General features: G+C 43.8%; 14 protein-coding genes. 6 read left to right on the top strand and 8 right to left on the bottom strand.

Translation table 11 applies throughout. The annotated features are described in order from the left end of the window. Positions 1 to 68: 68 nt before the first annotated feature. Entirely contained in the window at positions 69 to 1,700 is a 1,632-nt protein-coding gene (locus G457_RS0105245) for a UxaA family hydrolase (protein ID WP_026945523.1), read from the top strand. A gap of 4 nt (positions 1,701 to 1,704) precedes the next feature. After that, a complete protein-coding gene (locus G457_RS0105240) occupies positions 1,705 to 3,096 on the top strand; it encodes a tagaturonate reductase (RefSeq protein WP_026945522.1) in 1,392 nt (463 codons plus the stop codon). Here G457_RS0105240 and G457_RS0105235 read toward each other — a convergent pair. From G457_RS0105235 to rpsT, 8 genes are all read right to left on the bottom strand, one after another. Further along, on the bottom strand, positions 3,082 to 3,846 hold the full coding sequence (locus tag G457_RS0105235) for a zinc-dependent peptidase (RefSeq protein ID WP_026945521.1): 765 nt from the start codon (positions 3,844 to 3,846) through the stop codon (positions 3,082 to 3,084). The two genes, G457_RS0105240 and G457_RS0105235, sit on opposite strands and share 15 nt — an antisense overlap. Positions 3,847 to 3,999: 153 nt before the next feature. Beyond that, positions 4,000 to 5,565, bottom strand: coding sequence for a ribonuclease Y (gene rny, locus G457_RS0105230; RefSeq protein ID WP_026945520.1), 1,566 nt, complete (start codon positions 5,563 to 5,565; stop codon positions 4,000 to 4,002). Between the two features lie 69 nt (positions 5,566 to 5,634). After that, a complete protein-coding gene (locus G457_RS0105225; protein ID WP_026945519.1) occupies positions 5,635 to 5,919 on the bottom strand; it encodes a cell division protein ZapA in 285 nt (94 codons plus the stop codon). Continuing rightward, positions 5,920 to 6,204, bottom strand: coding sequence for a hypothetical protein (locus G457_RS0105220; protein ID WP_026945518.1), 285 nt, complete (start codon positions 6,202 to 6,204; stop codon positions 5,920 to 5,922). A 3-nt stretch (positions 6,205 to 6,207) separates the two neighbouring features. After that, positions 6,208 to 8,622, bottom strand: a complete 2,415-nt coding sequence (gene pheT, locus G457_RS0105215) for a phenylalanine--tRNA ligase subunit beta (RefSeq protein WP_026945517.1) — start codon at positions 8,620 to 8,622, stop codon at positions 6,208 to 6,210. Between the two features lie 113 nt (positions 8,623 to 8,735). Beyond that, positions 8,736 to 9,353: a DUF1684 domain-containing protein gene (locus G457_RS0105210; RefSeq protein WP_026945516.1), complete on the bottom strand. Its 618-nt coding sequence runs from the start codon at positions 9,351 to 9,353 to the stop codon at positions 8,736 to 8,738. Between the two features lie 159 nt (positions 9,354 to 9,512). Continuing rightward, positions 9,513 to 10,208, bottom strand: a complete 696-nt coding sequence (radC, locus tag G457_RS0105205) for a RadC family protein (protein WP_026945515.1) — start codon at positions 10,206 to 10,208, stop codon at positions 9,513 to 9,515. 94 nt (positions 10,209 to 10,302) lie between these two features. Continuing rightward, positions 10,303 to 10,557, bottom strand: a complete 255-nt coding sequence (rpsT, locus tag G457_RS0105195) for a 30S ribosomal protein S20 (protein WP_026945514.1) — start codon at positions 10,555 to 10,557, stop codon at positions 10,303 to 10,305. A 211-nt stretch (positions 10,558 to 10,768) separates the two neighbouring features. Between rpsT and G457_RS0105190 the strand changes: the two genes are divergently transcribed. From G457_RS0105190 to lptE, 4 genes are all read left to right on the top strand, one after another. Next, on the top strand, positions 10,769 to 11,710 hold the full coding sequence (locus G457_RS0105190) for a zinc dependent phospholipase C family protein (protein WP_248602819.1): 942 nt from the start codon (positions 10,769 to 10,771) through the stop codon (positions 11,708 to 11,710). A gap of 93 nt (positions 11,711 to 11,803) precedes the next feature. Further along, positions 11,804 to 13,276 carry a tRNA (N6-isopentenyl adenosine(37)-C2)-methylthiotransferase MiaB gene (gene miaB, locus G457_RS0105185; RefSeq protein ID WP_026945512.1) on the top strand — a complete coding sequence of 491 codons (1,473 nt, stop codon included), beginning with the start codon at positions 11,804 to 11,806 and terminating at the stop codon, positions 13,274 to 13,276. A gap of 2 nt (positions 13,277 to 13,278) precedes the next feature. Continuing rightward, complete coding sequence (locus G457_RS0105180; RefSeq protein ID WP_026945511.1) at positions 13,279 to 14,565, top strand: sigma-54 interaction domain-containing protein; 1,287 nt, start codon at positions 13,279 to 13,281, stop codon at positions 14,563 to 14,565. Beyond that, the gene (gene lptE, locus G457_RS0105175) at positions 14,549 to 15,088 is read left to right on the top strand and encodes an LPS assembly lipoprotein LptE (protein ID WP_026945510.1); all 540 of its coding nucleotides are present in this window, start codon (positions 14,549 to 14,551) and stop codon (positions 15,086 to 15,088) included. Before G457_RS0105180 ends, lptE begins: the two co-directional genes overlap by 17 nt. The last annotated feature ends 7 nt before the right edge of the window (positions 15,089 to 15,095 follow it).

Below are 15,095 nucleotides of genomic sequence, written 5' to 3'. Positions count from 1 at the left end.
ACAGCCTATCGACTGAATCTGACCTGTATTTTCCCGAAAAGAAATTTATCTTGCTTCTCATTCTTACTATGGAAAAGCAATTCTTACAAATAGATCCTGCCGATAATGTGCTAGTGGCTCTGCAGAATTTGGAAAAAGGTGCAGAAATCCTCCACCTGGGAAAAACCATCCATCTTGGGGAGGAAATTCCAGCCAAACACAAATTCGCGATTCACCCTTTTGAGCCCGGTGATGAAGTCAAAATGTATGGAGTCTTAGTGGGTAAGGCTGTAAAGAGTATTCCAAAAGGAGGACTTTTGACTACAGAAAACATCAAGCATGAAGCTTCCTCATTCACTCATCAAAGCGCTCATTATCAATGGAATGCTCCGGATGTATCCAAATTCGCTGAAAGGACTTTTGATGGATTTCACCGGGCAGACGGTCAAGTAGGAACTGCTAATTTTTGGCTAGTCATCCCCCTAGTTTTCTGTGAAAACCGAAATGTAGAAGTGATCAAAGATGCCTTTTTGGAAGAGTTGGGCTATGCCAAACCGAATCCCTACAAAGGCTTGGTGAAAAACCTGATCAATCAATATGAATCCAAGAAACCGACAGCTTCTGATTCAATTAATCAAACGTCCTCAAGTAGGATATTTCCTCAGGTAGATGGCATCAAATTCCTCACCCACCAAGGAGGTTGCGGAGGAACCCGTCAGGATGCGGAGGCTCTTTGTGCCTTGCTAGCTGGCTATATTCACCATCCAAATGTGGCAGGTGCTACAGTTTTGAGTCTGGGGTGCCAGCATGCCCAAGCAGCTATTCTCAAAAGAAAGCTTTACGAATTCAATCCGTCCTTTGATAAGCCATTGCTTGTTTTTGAACAGCAGCAGGAAGGAACAGAGCCTGCCCTATTATCCAAAGCCATCGAGGCTACCTTTTGGGGAATGGCGGAGGCGAACAAGCTTTCTCGAAAACCAGCCCCTCTATCCAAACTGAGTATCGGCTTGGAATGCGGAGGCTCAGACGGCTTTTCCGGTATCTCCGCAAATCCTGTTTTAGGGAGAGTTTCTGATTTGATCGTGGCATTGGGTGGCAAGGCAATTCTTTCTGAGTTTCCTGAGCTTTGTGGAGTAGAGCAAAACCTCATTGACCGATGTGTCAATGATCAGAAGGCCGAGCGCTTTTCCAGCTTGATGAAAGCTTATTCTCAGGCCGCAGAAAAAGTGGGGTCTGGATTTGATATGAATCCCTCACCTGGAAATATCCGAGACGGCTTGATCACAGACGCTATCAAATCATGTGGAGCAGCAAAGAAAGGAGGCAACTCTCCGGTCACGGATGTATTGGACTATGGAGAATATGTCCAGAAACCCGGACTAAATCTACTCTGCACACCGGGAAATGATGTGGAAAGCACGACCGCACTTGCTGGGGCAGGTGCCAATTTGATTTTATTTACTACTGGCTTGGGCACTCCCACCGGAAACCCCATCTGTCCAGTCCTCAAGGTATCGAGCAACGACCAGCTTGCACAACGAATGCCAGATATCATCGATTTCAATACCGGAGGAGTAATCACCGGAGAGAAGAATATTGAGCAACTTGGTGAAGAACTTTTGGAGGAAATCATCACTATCGCAAGTGGCAAAAAACTCACCAAAGCTATGATGCTAAATCAAGACGATTTTATCCCTTGGAAAAGAGGAGTTTCCCTTTAAACCTATGTTAAAACAAGAGCCTCCAATCAGAATCTTACAGGTCGGTAATGGAAACTTTCTTCGGGGCTTCCTCGATTGGATGATTCAAAAAGCCAATGAAAAAGGAGTTTGGGAAGGTGGAATTCACAGCATTCAGATTCATTCCACAGAAATTGACCAGCGAATGATCCGGCAAGCAAATCAATTCCACGTCTGGACTGCTGGAATTGAAAAGGGAAAAAAAATCAACCTCCTTGATAAAATCGACTGTGTAAAACGCTATACCTGCCTGACATCCGATTTCTCAGAATTAAAGCAGATCAGTCAAAACCCCTCTCTTGAATGGGTTATTTCCAATACCACTGAGGCTGGGATCAAATACGAAAAAGAGGTATTTCAAGCAGGAACTATCCCCAAAAGCTTTCCGGCAAAAATGACTGCTTTGCTTTGGGAGCGCTTTCAATATTTCGGAGGGGACCCCGAGAAAGGATTGACTTTTTTACCCTGCGAATTGATAGCCAATAATGGTGGTCAACTCCAAGAAATCATACTCCAGTATGCCGATGATTGGTCATTGGAGGAGGCTTTTACCGATTGGATTAAAAAGAGCTGTAAGTTTTGTAATACCCTGGTGGATCGAATCGTGCCGGGATTTCCAAAGGACAAAATCAATGAGCTCAGTGATAGGCTGACCACAAAGGATGAATTGTTGGTCATGGCAGAACCTTATCATTTTTGGGCCATTGAGGGAGATGAGCAAGTCGAAAAGTCTCTCCCACTTCATCGCGCAGGATTAAACGTCCAATTTGTTGCAGATATCAAGCCTTTTCGGGAGCGAAAGGTTAGAATATTGAACGGCGCGCATTCTGCCTTGGTCCCTTTTGCTTATTTGCAGGGTCTTCGGACAGTTCGGGAATCGGTTGAAGATCCTAAGATTGGAAAGTGGCTGCGAGAGTTAGTTTTTGAGGAGATTGTCCCGCATGTTCCGCTAGACCAAGAAGAGACTTTCCGTTTCGCAGAGACTGTAATGGAGCGCTTCGCCAATCCTTTTATCCGTCATGAACTTGAAAGCATTGCCCTCAACCAAATTTCAAAATTCAAGGTTCGGGTACTTCCTTCCCTCTTGGACTATTTTGAAGAAAAAGGACAATGGCCCCAAAGACTCATGGAGTCATTTGCCTCAACGCTATTGTTTTACAAAGGACAGGTAGGTGATCAGAAAATTCCGCTTAATGATGATCCTGAAATTTTGACCCTTTTTGAAGAGCTTTGGAAAAACAATTCTGAGAAAGAGCTTGTCCAGAAAGTACTTTCTGAAGAAAAGCTTTGGGGAGAAAACTTATCACTTTATCAAGGGCTATCTGAAAGTTTGGAAAATGCACTTGAAAAGCTGCAGACCGATTTAGGATTGCTTTAAAACGATGGGATTTTGCCGCAGCAACTTCACCAAAACTGTGAAAAGCAGAGGCTTTCTATTTTGGAATTCCTCCGGTCTTTCGAAGAAATTCTCCAAAGCTACCGCAAAAAACTCATGGGCATCAGCCCCTCCCCTTTTTCGAAAAAAGTCATCTTTTCCTTCTTGAATTTGCTCCATTTCCATTTCCGATAGCTCCAAATACTCCGACCATAATTTGGGATGTAGAAAATTAATTTCATCATTAGACCGAATCCAATTTTCCAATTTAAGAGCATGGGCTACTTCATGAATCCCCAAATTAACCCCATCCTTTTCATCAGCTAAGCCTTTGGCAAAGCTTTTCCAAGAAAGGACGATGGCTCCATGCTTGGGATTCACTTCTCCGGCGTGCTGCTGATTGGAAATGGTGGATAAGTAGGTATCCGGATAGATCAAAATATTTTGAAAATGGCGTAGGCGAAGTTCTTTAAAGCCAAAAACCACCTGTACGATAGTAGCCCCTATCAAGAGCTTCATCTCCTTTGTTACTTCTTTCAGTCCTCCTCGAGCATAAAAGCGTTTCTCTGTCAGGACAAGCTCCAACCGATGCTTGAATTCCTTTTGATGCTGGGGACGAAGTGACTTAAAATAGGGAAAAAATTTTCGAAGGGTTTCTAAATCTTGCTCCTCCAGTCTTTTTCGAAAAATCTGCGTCCGGGCTCTATCAAGCCCTTCAAAAACATCTGATACAAGCCGAATAGTTAACCACATAGATAGAAACGGTTGTCTTTATTGCATGATGTTTCGTCATCGCAAGTGAAACGAAGCGATCTCAATAGTAATTAAAGATATAATTAGATTAGATTGCTTCACTTTGTTCGCAATGACGAAAAGCCTTTTTAGACAACCACCATAGATTATTGTTTAACGAGCATAATTAACAGCACGCATTTCTCGAATGACCGTGATCTTGATCTGTCCAGGGTACTGCATCTCTTTTTCGATTTTTTGAGAAATATCGAATGAAAGCTTACCCGCAGTCTGATCATCGACATGGTCTGCGTCTACCAATACGCGAAGCTCACGTCCGGCCTGCATCGCAAAGCATTTATTGACTCCATCAAATCCTAAAGCCATTTCTTCCAACTCTTTCAGACGCTTGATATAGCTATCCATGATCTCCCGACGAGCTCCAGGTCTAGAACCTGATATGGCATCAGAGGCTTGGACGATTGGTGAAATCATGGAGGTCATTTCGATCTCATCGTGGTGGGCACCGATGGCATTGCAAACCTCAGGATGTTCCTTATATCGCTTCGCAAGCTCCATTCCCAGGATAGCATGCGGAAGCTCTTGCTCTTCATGCCATACCTTTCCGATATCGTGCAAAAGCCCTGCTCGCTTGGCAAGTTTCGCATTCAATCCCATCTCAGAAGCCATGATAGCAGCAAGCTTGGCAGTTTCGCGTGAATGTTGCAATAAGTTCTGCCCGTAAGATGAACGGAAGCGCATCCTGCCAACCATTCGGATCAGCTCAGGATGCAGACCATGAACGCCCAAATCAATACAGGTACGCTCACCGATTTCCACGATTTCTTCTTCGATATTTTTCTCCGTTTTGGCGACCACTTCCTCGATACGTGCAGGGTGAATACGTCCATCCTGTACCAATCGGTGAAGGGAAAGTCTTGCAATCTCTCTTCTGACAGGATCAAATCCTGAAATAATAATCGCTTCCGGAGTATCATCCACGATGATTTCAACACCTGTAGCGGACTCTAGGGCTCGGATATTTCGACCTTCTCGTCCGATGATTTTTCCTTTGATGTCATCGCTTTCTATGTTGAAAACAGAAACACAGTTTTCTATAGCATGCTCAGTAGCCGTGCGCTGAATAGTATCCAACACGATCTTTTTGGCTTGCTTGGTAGCAGAAAGTTTTGCCTCATCCAGAATATCCTTGATTTTAGAAGAAGCCTTACTCTGAGCTTCATCAGTCAGCATTTGAACCAATTGTTCTCTTGCTTCCTCACGAGTCAATCCAGCGATTTTTTCCAAATCAGCAATTCGTTGATTCGTCACTCGATCGAGTTCTTCTTTCTTCACACGAACAGCATTCAACTGTGCGTCGAGATTTTCCTTTTTACTGTCGAGTTCCGCTTCTTTTCGCTTGACCTGCTCCAGTTCTTTGGATAAATGCTGCTCCCGTTGCTTGAGTTTATTCTCATTGGTGCTGAGAATATTTTTCTTATTAGAAAACTCCTCATCAAACTCAGATTTGAGCTTGAGATACTTTTCCTTGGCTTCTAGAATCTTGTCTTTCTTGAGTGATTCGGCAGAAATTTCTGCCTCTCTGAGCATGGATTTGACTTTTTCTTTCGTCTCCTCCTCTAGTTTCTGATGCTTATTTTTAATAAAAACGCTTGCAAGCGCAGCTCCTGCACCCAGACCCACCAGGCCGGCCAGGATAATATATAACACTTCTCCCATAGGTATTTTGGTATTTATTAGACCTTTTGGGAATCCTCAAACTCGGAAAAATCAGTGGGAATCAAAGAATTATATGGCTTTGGAAAGTAGGGAATTGACATGGGCAATACTGGCACGAATGTGCTCACTGTCTTCTTGATTGACCGCATTGGTCTCCAAGGACTCAACCATGCAGTCAAAAGCGACCATGGCAAGAAGATCCTGATTGTCGTCTAGTCCAAACTCCGATTTATACTTCCTCAGTTTTTCATTTATCAACTTACCGGCATGCCTGATTTTGGCTTCATCCTCCTGAGTCACCCGCATGGGGTACTCTCGGTCTCCGATTTTGATGCGTATGGCAAGTGTCTCCATTTATTCTGACAAATAATCGATCAGCTGATCGATCTCTTTTATATAATTATTGATTAATTCACTCATTTCGGCCGAATCCTCCGGATTCACCGTTCGGTTATCCACAATGTTAGTAATTTTAATCTTATTTTTAAAATTCTCGATTTCCTGCTCCCGCTGACTCAATTGACTTTCTACCTGCCCCAATTTCTCCTTCAATAATTGGTTTTCGGCAGCCAACTCACTGATTTTCAGACTAGCTTGACGAGCTAGTTTTTCCAGTTTTTGCAGTTCTTCTTGAATCATCTTTTAGCTTCGAATGACGGCCCCAACTTCATTTTGAAAGGCCTCCATTAATTTATGCATTGTTTTGTCAATTACCTTATCCGTCAGTGTTTTTTCCTGATCCTGAAGATGAAAGCTCAAGGCATAAGCTTTTTTGCCTGCATCAATTTTATCCCCTTGGTAAACATCAAAAACTCCGATACGCCGCAGTAGCTTTCCACCTGCCTTCTCCGCTACCTCTTTCACTTTTGCATAGCTCACCGCTTTGTCAATCACCAAAGAAAGATCCCTACGCACTTCTGGGAATTTGGAAATCTCCGCATATTGCTTCAATCCGCTGGCTTTTTTGCAAAGCAAGTCCCAATCCAAATCTGCATACCATACTTCCTGCCGTACTTCAGTCATTTTCAAAAGTGAATCCTTCACCAAACCCAAGGTTCCCAGTTCCCTTTGGCCCAGCATAAGACGCAGACCATATTCAAATGGGGCTGATTCTAGCATCTCTGAATTGGAGATTTGAAGGTTAAGCTTATCCAACAGCCGTTCGATAGTCGCATACAGGTCAGCAAAGCCAAAAGGTCTCGCCGGCTCCAGCCAACTCTCAGCAGAACGATTACCCGAATGGAAAATTGCCAACCGACGTCCCTCTTGATATCCGGCTTCAGTGTTTTGGTAGACTGTACCAAATTCGAAGAATTTCAAGTCGCCTTGACGTCTGTTGATATTATGTGCCAAAACTTCCAGTCCGCTGAAAAGCAAGCTCTGACGCATCACACCCAAGTCCTCGCTGAGCTTGTTGTAGATTTCCACATTCAGTGTAGGGTCCAAGAAACCTGATTTCTCTGCATAAACAGGCTTGGTTAAGCTATTGGTAATCATCTCCTGATAGCCCTGCGCTCCCAAAATCTCAGACAGTCTATATTGGAGCTTATTGAGATCTTTGACCGGATGCTCAGCCAGATAATCAGTTTTGAGATTTTCGGAAAGCTCGACCTGCTGAAAACCGTAGATCCTCAGAATTTCTTCAATAATATCTGCTTCACGGATGACATCCACCCGATAGGGCTTGACGATCGCTTTGAAACCTTCTTCTGTCTCATTCTCTACTCGAATATCCAATCCTTCCAGAATGGACTTCACTTGACTCGGTTCAATCTTCTTTCCGATCAGTCGGTTGATATGACCGTATTCCAGGTCAATTTCAAAGTCAGCGATCGGATTTGGATAGAGGTCTACCATTTCAGAGCTCACCTTGCCTCCGGCAATTTCCCGCAATAATTGCACAGCCTTTTTTAGAGCATAAACCGGCATATTTGGATCTGTCCCCCGCTCAAAACGGAAGGAAGCATCGGTCTTCAAGCCGTGGTATTGAGCGCCTTTTCGGATCACATCCGGAGAAAAGTAGGCCGATTCCAGGAAAATAGATGTAGTCTGATCGGAAACTCCAGAGCCTTTTCCTCCGAAAATTCCTCCGATACACATTCCTCCTTCTGCATCACAAATCATCAATTCCTCACCGGAAAGTTTTCGCTCTTTCTCATCCAAAGTGATGAATTTGCTGTCTTTGGGAAGTTTTTGGACGATGATTTTACCTCCGGAAATTTTCTCAAAGTCAAAAGCATGCAAGGGCTGTCCCAAGTCATGCAAAATAAAATTGGTGATATCGACTACATTATTGATCGGCTCCAGATCCAGCGCCCGAAGGAAATCCTGAAGCCACTGCGGAGAAGGAGCTACCTTCAAATTAGAAACAACTACCCCCGCATATCGTGGACAATCAGCTGCATCAGCTACCGATACTTCCAACGCTTTCCGATCAGCTTCAAGCGTCAAATCAGAGACTTCATCGATGCAAAGCGGCCGTCCTAAAAGTGCTTTTAAATCCCTTGCTACTCCCAAATGAGAGGCTGCATCTGCCCGGTTTGGAGTCAATCCAATTTCCAAGACATGATCAAAAGTCACAGGAATCAATTCAGAAGCGGGAGTTCCGTTGGGTAGGTCTGTGTCCAAAACCATGATACCGTCGTGACTGCTACCGATCCCCAATTCATCCTCAGCACAAATCATCCCTTCGGATACCTGTCCGCGGATTTTAGCCTTCTTGATCGTAAAAGAATCTCCTCCTGTAGGGTAGAGTGTGGCTCCAACGGTGGCTACCAACACCTTTTGCCCTGCAGCCACATTGGGTGCACCACAGACAATCTGCGATGGAGAATCTGCTCCGATATCCACGGTGGTTAGGCTGAGTTTATCCGCATCGGGATGCTTCTCGCAAGTCAATACTTCCCCAATTACGATCCCTTCCAGTCCTCCGGGGATGGAAACAAACTCCTCGATCCCTTCCACTTCCAGGCCGGATTGAGTAAGCAAGTCGGCAATTTCTTCCGGTGATTCAGTTAATGCAATGTATTTTTTTAATCGATTGATTGAGATTCTCATAAAACTAGGTTCTTTTATTGCCTTCCCTAGGCTTTCAAATAAAGAAAAAGGGTTCGAAAACCCTCTTTCTCAATTAACACAGACAAATTTAAAGCTTTTCAGGAAGGCCGAAGCTATTCCTTGTAATTTTTCTCTCCAGCCTCAATAGCGATATCCAAAATATTTTCCCTGGGTGGAATCGGACAGGCATAGTCGGGATTATAGGCACAATAGGGATTATACGCCAAGTTAAAATCGATCGTAATGCTGTTTTTCCCGTCCTGTCGGGCATTGATATAGCGCCCTCCACCGTAAGTCTCACGACTACTCGTCTCATCGGCAAATGCCAAAAAGAAATTGCGCTTATCCACCTCATCCATAGCCTGAAGCAAGAGGAGTCGATTGGTCTTACCTCCCAGCTCAAACTCCGCATAAGCATGCTCGATATAGCGCTCTTTGCTCCCATCCGTCAGAGGAACTTCCCGTACCTTTTTGTCTTCCTTGGGGATGATTCGAGCCTTCACTTTATACGCAGGGTCAATGGGATAAAAAGTCAATTCCTTAAAATTCCGCTTTTGCTCCTCAGTCAAAGGCGACTCGATATTGTAGCGGATGAATTTAAACTGACGCTCCCGCTCGGATTCGATGGTCTCAATGTAGGTCTCCGGATCCTCAGCACTGGTAAGGGTGTAAGCTATCGCGGCCAAGACTACAACCGAGACAAATGTTAAAATGATATGATTGCTTTTCATAAATCGATTCAGACTGTCCATTTCTTGTTTGAAACAACAAGAGGAACCCTCAAAGGTTGTCCAAAATTACAATCTATCTCCGTCACCTCCCAGCTTGGGAATTCATTTCTCTAGTTTCTTGATTCTAAGCTCTAGTCTCTTGCCTCTAAGCTCTTGCCTCTATAAAATCCCTTCATCAGCAAAGCTAAAATAACCTGAGTCAGTAAAAATCACATGGTCCAAGACCGGCAGGTCCATCGCCCGACCGATTTCTGTCAAGCGCTTGGTCAGCCTACGATCCTGCTCAGAGGGACTCAGACTCCCACTTGGATGATTGTGTACGAGGATGACAGACTGAGCCTGATGATCCAATGCCGCCTTAAAAACTAACTTGGCATCGACGACTGTCCCAGAAGTCCCCCCTTGGGAAATTCGTTCTTTTTTGATGACTTGATTAGACCTAGTCAAGAGGACCAAGTAAAAATGCTCAACAATTTCGTCATACAATTCTGGCTTAATCAGGTCATACACATCTCTGGAACTGGTAATCTTGAACTTTTTTCTCGGCTCAATTTCTTTTCGCCTTCTTCCAAGCTCCATGGCACTGACAATGCTAATAGCCTTCGCTTCTCCTATTCCCTTGAATTTTTTGAGATCCTGGATCGTCAGTCTGGCCAAGGCCGAAAGATCATGATTAACAGAAGATAGGATATGCTTGGACAGATCCACCGCACTTATGCTTGGTGTGCCTGAACCGATAAGAATAGCGATCAATTCAGCGTCTGTCAGGGCAGATTTGCCTTTTAACAATAGTTTTTCCCGGGGCCGATCTTCCTCGGCAAGTTGCGCGATTTTGATTGAAGTAAAGTTCTCCATGCCTAAATCAAAAAAAGTGAAACTAAATCTATTGATTTTTAGGCATAAAAAAAACCCTGACAAGCAGGGTTTTCAATAAATTGGTTGACTATAATTAGCCTAAAGCATTGACAAATTTTGCCAGCTTTGATTTTTTATTGCTCGCGTTATTCCTGTGAATGATATTCTTCTTAGCAAGTTTGTCAAGCATAGAAGATACTTTTTGGAATAGCTCTTGCGCTTCTGATTTATCCGTGGCCGCCTTCAAACGCTTGATGAACGTACGAGTAGTCTTGGACTGATATCTGTTTCTCAAACGCTTCGCTTCGTTGGCACGAATTCTCTTTAGAGCTGATTTGTGATTTGCCATATCTTGAATTAAATAAATTTCTTAAACGATCCCCTAACCGAATTGGAGTGCAAATTTAGATCAAATTATTAACTCCACCAAAGGAAATTAATAATTATCAGTAGTACCAACTCTATTGAATGATCGAATATTTGGGATAATTGATTTTAATGGGACAAATATAGTGTAAACATCTATTTTTTTAGCGGAATATTCGCTGTATTTTCAAGAGATGATTTTTTCAGTTATTCCACATATTTCCGTTTCAAGCCTTTTTCTTGGGCTTCTTTTTTGGGGTTTCTTCGCTCACCAACTGATAAACAGGGTAGCTGTTTTCTCCCTACCTGAAGAACTAATTGCTTTTTACAAGCCTCAAATTCAATTTGTTACAGAAAAGGCCGTGAACCCTGATCGTCGTCGCTATGCCGTAGCAGGCGAAGCAGAAAAGCACTACATCGACTTGGACGTTTATGGTGATTCTGCGCTACATGTGCTTCCAGTTTTTTGGTTTGATGCGGTAGAAAAATTCGGTGAGGATAGCTTGAGAGCACACGGCATCGGGCCTTGGGCTGCCTATCTTACCTTTACCAACCTGACCAAGGCATTCGAAAAGAAAAATAAAGACGCCATCCTTCGGCTATCCGCAGATTTGGGTCATTACTTTGGAGATTTGAACGTTCCACTCCACACCACCAAAAACTACAATGGGCAACTAACAGGACAGGAAGGAATCCATGGTTTTTGGGAAAGCAGAGTTCCGGAATTACTTTCCGAAAACTTCAGCCTCTGGGTCGGGAAAGCCGAATACGTTGATAAACCTCAGCAAGCCATCTGGAAAGCTGTAGCAACTGCCCATAGCCAAGTCGATAGTGTATTGCAAATCGAACGTGAATTAAGCAAAAGCTTTTCTGAAGAATTGAAATACAGCTTTGAGGAGCGAAATGGCTTGACGGTCCGGGTCTATTCCCGTGAATTCACCGAAGCCTATTCCTTTGCTTTGAATGGGATGGTCGAGCGACAAATGAAAAATTCTATTAAAATGATTGCTGATTTTTGGTACACCGCATGGATTAATGCGGGACAGCCTGACTTGAATACCGATGATTTTACGCTGACCGAGGAAGAAGAAGTCCTCAACCCGGATCCTAAACTCAAAGTCCGAGAACACAATTGATCGCCAACTGTGAATATTTCTTATAATAGTTTGGAGAACACTGCCATTTTGTCCGATTATTCGTAATTTCGCAGTTCGAAAAATGAGAATTGAATGGATCAGTTGATTAAAGATATTGACATCATCACCGGAGAAGAGGCTCAGGCAGTAGATTACAAAACTACGCTGGAGGAAAACACCGGTAAAAGCAAGAAAATTTATATTGAAAGCTACGGTTGTCAGATGAATTTTTCAGATTCTGAAATCGTCGCCTCCATCATGAAGGAGAATGGCTACGATACAACTTCTGACTTTGAGCAGGCAGATGTGGTTTTTTTGAATACTTGCTCTATCCGGGAAAAGGCAGAGCAAACCGTCAGAAACCGTCTCAATCACTTCAACGCGGTAAAAAAATCCAAACCCGAGATGACGATCGGTGTATTGGGCTGCATGGCTGAGCGACTGAAGGACAAACTTCTCGAAGAAGAAAAAATCGTTGACGTAGTCGTAGGACCTGATGCCTACAGAGACCTACCAAACCTAGTAAATGCTGCAGAAGACGGTAGAAAAGGAGTCAATACTTTCCTTTCCAGAGAAGAAACCTACGCCGATATCGCTCCTGTCAGACTAAACTCAAATGGGATCACTGCCTTCATCTCCATCATGCGAGGCTGTGATAATATGTGTTCTTTCTGTGTAGTACCATTCACCCGGGGAAGAGAGCGAAGTCGAGACCCACATTCCATTGTAGCAGAAGCGCGTGATTTATTTGAAAGAGGGTATCGTGAAGTGACGCTCTTGGGTCAAAACGTGGATTCTTACAAGTGGTCTCCTGAGGAAAACAATAAGGCTAGGCTCAATAAAAAAGAAGGGGAAGTAACGCAGGTTATCAACTTTGCCAACCTATTGGAAATGGTTGCTCAAATCGACCCATTGCTTCGGGTTCGTTTTTCCACTTCCCATCCAAAAGACATTACAGATGAGGTACTCTACACCATGAAAAAGTACGATAACATCTGCAAGTATATTCACCTTCCGGTTCAATCCGGAAATAGCCGCGTATTGGAAATGATGAACCGAACCTATACCCGTGAGTGGTATCTGGATCGGGTTCGTGCCATCCGAGAAATCCTTGGGGAAGAATGCGGCATTTCCTCCGACATGATTGCGGGATTCTGTACTGAAACAGAAGCCGAACATCAGGACACCTTGACCTTGATGGACCTGGTCAAGTATGATTTCTCTTACATGTTTTTCTATTCGGAGCGTCCGGGCACTTTGGCGGCTAAAAAATATGAGGATGATATCCCGCTCGATATCAAAAAGCGAAGGCTAAGTGAAATTATCGCTAAGCAAAACGAGCTTTCCCTCGAGCGAAACAAATTGGATATCGGAAAAGAGCAGTGGATTCTTATTGAAGGCACTTCCAAAAAATCTTCTGAAGAACTCAAAGGAAGAAACTCAGCCAATAAGGTAGTGATTGTACCATCTGCAGGGCTAAAATTAGGCGATTACGTCAAGGTGAAAATCACCGATTGTACCACAGCAACTTTGTTTGGAGACGTCTTGGAAGTAAATCCCCTTTAAGCATGATCACTCCCCACGAAATACAAAGTGTCAAGCAGCGATTCGGAATCATCGGAAACAGCCCCCTGCTAAATCATGCCATTCAGGTAGCGATGCAGGCTGCACCGACTGATATGACGGTCTTGATTACTGGAGAAAGCGGTAGCGGAAAGGAAAGTTTTTCGAAAATCATCCACTCCCTATCTACTCGAAAACACGGGAAGTTTATCGCGATCAACTGTGGTGCAATCCCTGAGGGAACGATAGACTCTGAGCTTTTTGGCCATGAGAAAGGATCCTTTACAGGAGCTCATGAGGCCAGAAAGGGATACTTCGAAGTGACTGATGGCGGTACAATATTTTTGGATGAAATCGGAGAAATGCCCCTAGGCACCCAAGCCAGACTGCTTCGGGTCTTGGAAAATGGGGAATTTATCCGCGTCGGCTCTTCAAAGGTTCAAAAAACCAATGTTCGCGTCATCACAGCCACTAATGTGAAGTTGTTGAGAGCGGTAGAAAAAGGGAAGTTTCGAGAGGATTTGTATTACCGACTCAACACGGTGCCGATTTTCGTTCCGCCCCTTCGTGAGCGGGGTGAGGATGTAGTCTTGCTCTTCCGAAAATTCACTTCTGATTTTTCTGAAAAATACCGAGTTCGGCCAATCTCTTTGGATACTGATGCCCAAGGATTGCTGATGCGCTATCCTTTTCCAGGGAATATCCGACAGCTAAAAAACATTGCCGAGCAAATATCCCTCCTGGAAGAAGAGCGGGAAGTAGATGCGAAGACGCTGAGCAAATACCTTCCTACAGACAACTCCCGACTTCCTATGCCACTTCCATCAGGTGGCTCCTCAGGAGAATCCATGGATTTTTCGGAGCGGGATTTATTGTACAAGGTCCTTTTTGATATGAAAAAGGACATGAATGATCTGAAAAAATTCGTCCTCGAAACTTACCAAAATGGAGGCGTGAGTAGTAGTGTGCTACAAAAGCACAGTGACCTTTTCGATAATCTGGATAATGGTCCCTCCCAAAAAGAGAAACCCGAAGGAGGCTCAGGTTACTCTTTGCCTTTGGTATTGGAAGCACAGAAAAACAGCAGTTCAGACGACTATGAGGATGAGGCCATAGAAGACATCATTCATGAGGAAGATGACAACTCCCTTTCGCTAGAAAAAAAGGAGAAGGAAATGATCCTAAAAGCTTTGCGAAAGCATAATAACAAGCGGAAATACGCCGCCTCCGATTTGGGAATCTCTGAACGCACACTTTACCGCAAAATCAAGCAATATGAAATTGATCAATAGGACATTGCGATCTGCTTTATTTGCAGTAATTCTACTTTTGGGCGGTTGCTCCGTGAATTACAGCTTCACAGGGACCAATATCAATTACGAGTTAGTCCAGTCCTTCTCGGTGGACAATTTCTTCAATGATTCTGGTGGTGGACCTGCCAACATGGAGCAGCTTTTTACAGAATCTTTGAAAGATTATTATCAGAGAAATACTCAGCTAGAGCTTGTCAGATCCAATGGGGATCTTCAGTTTTCAGGAGCGATCAAACGCTATGCCCTGACTCCACAAGCGGTAGTTTCCAGCGGGAATCCAAACCTTCCGGATCGAGCTGGACAGATGCGATTGACGATATCTGTGGAAGTGGAGTACATCAACCTCAGCAATGAGGAAGAAAATCTCAAGCAAAACTTCTCTTTCTTCCAGGATTATGATCCTCGAACGACTACTTTGCTGGATGTAGAAAGTCAATTGGTAGAGGAAATTTTCAGAAACATCATTCAGGACATTTTTACTGCCACGGTGGCAAATTGGTAAAATGTCT

Source organism: Algoriphagus marincola DSM 16067, from assembly GCF_000429405.1.
Classification (GTDB): domain Bacteria; phylum Bacteroidota; class Bacteroidia; order Cytophagales; family Cyclobacteriaceae; genus Algoriphagus; species Algoriphagus marincola.
Note: the sequence above shows the minus strand (reverse complement) of the source record. Positions and strands in the feature narration are given on the sequence as shown.

Bases quoted from the DNA above. Each gene is read 5' to 3' on its own strand.
- G457_RS0105190 (WP_248602819.1), top strand. From the start codon at position 10,769: ATGATTTTTTCAGTTATTCCACATATTTCCGTTTCAAGCCTTTTTCTT.
- radC (WP_026945515.1), bottom strand. From the start codon at position 10,208: ATGGAGAACTTTACTTCAATCAAAATCGCGCAACTTGCCGAGGAAGAT.
- rpsT (WP_026945514.1), bottom strand. From the start codon at position 10,557: ATGGCAAATCACAAATCAGCTCTAAAGAGAATTCGTGCCAACGAAGCG.
- pheT (WP_026945517.1), bottom strand. From the start codon at position 8,622: ATGAGAATCTCAATCAATCGATTAAAAAAATACATTGCATTAACTGAA.
- G457_RS0105225 (WP_026945519.1), bottom strand. From the start codon at position 5,919: ATGGAGACACTTGCCATACGCATCAAAATCGGAGACCGAGAGTACCCC.
- G457_RS0105245 (WP_026945523.1), top strand. From the start codon at position 69: ATGGAAAAGCAATTCTTACAAATAGATCCTGCCGATAATGTGCTAGTG.
- G457_RS0105240 (WP_026945522.1), top strand. From the start codon at position 1,705: ATGTTAAAACAAGAGCCTCCAATCAGAATCTTACAGGTCGGTAATGGA.
- rny (WP_026945520.1), bottom strand. From the start codon at position 5,565: ATGGGAGAAGTGTTATATATTATCCTGGCCGGCCTGGTGGGTCTGGGT.
- G457_RS0105235 (WP_026945521.1), bottom strand. From the start codon at position 3,846: ATGTGGTTAACTATTCGGCTTGTATCAGATGTTTTTGAAGGGCTTGAT.
- G457_RS0105180 (WP_026945511.1), top strand. From the start codon at position 13,279: ATGATCACTCCCCACGAAATACAAAGTGTCAAGCAGCGATTCGGAATC.
- lptE (WP_026945510.1), top strand. From the start codon at position 14,549: ATGAAATTGATCAATAGGACATTGCGATCTGCTTTATTTGCAGTAATT.
- G457_RS0105210 (WP_026945516.1), bottom strand. From the start codon at position 9,353: ATGAAAAGCAATCATATCATTTTAACATTTGTCTCGGTTGTAGTCTTG.
- miaB (WP_026945512.1), top strand. From the start codon at position 11,804: ATGGATCAGTTGATTAAAGATATTGACATCATCACCGGAGAAGAGGCT.
- G457_RS0105220 (WP_026945518.1), bottom strand. From the start codon at position 6,204: ATGATTCAAGAAGAACTGCAAAAACTGGAAAAACTAGCTCGTCAAGCT.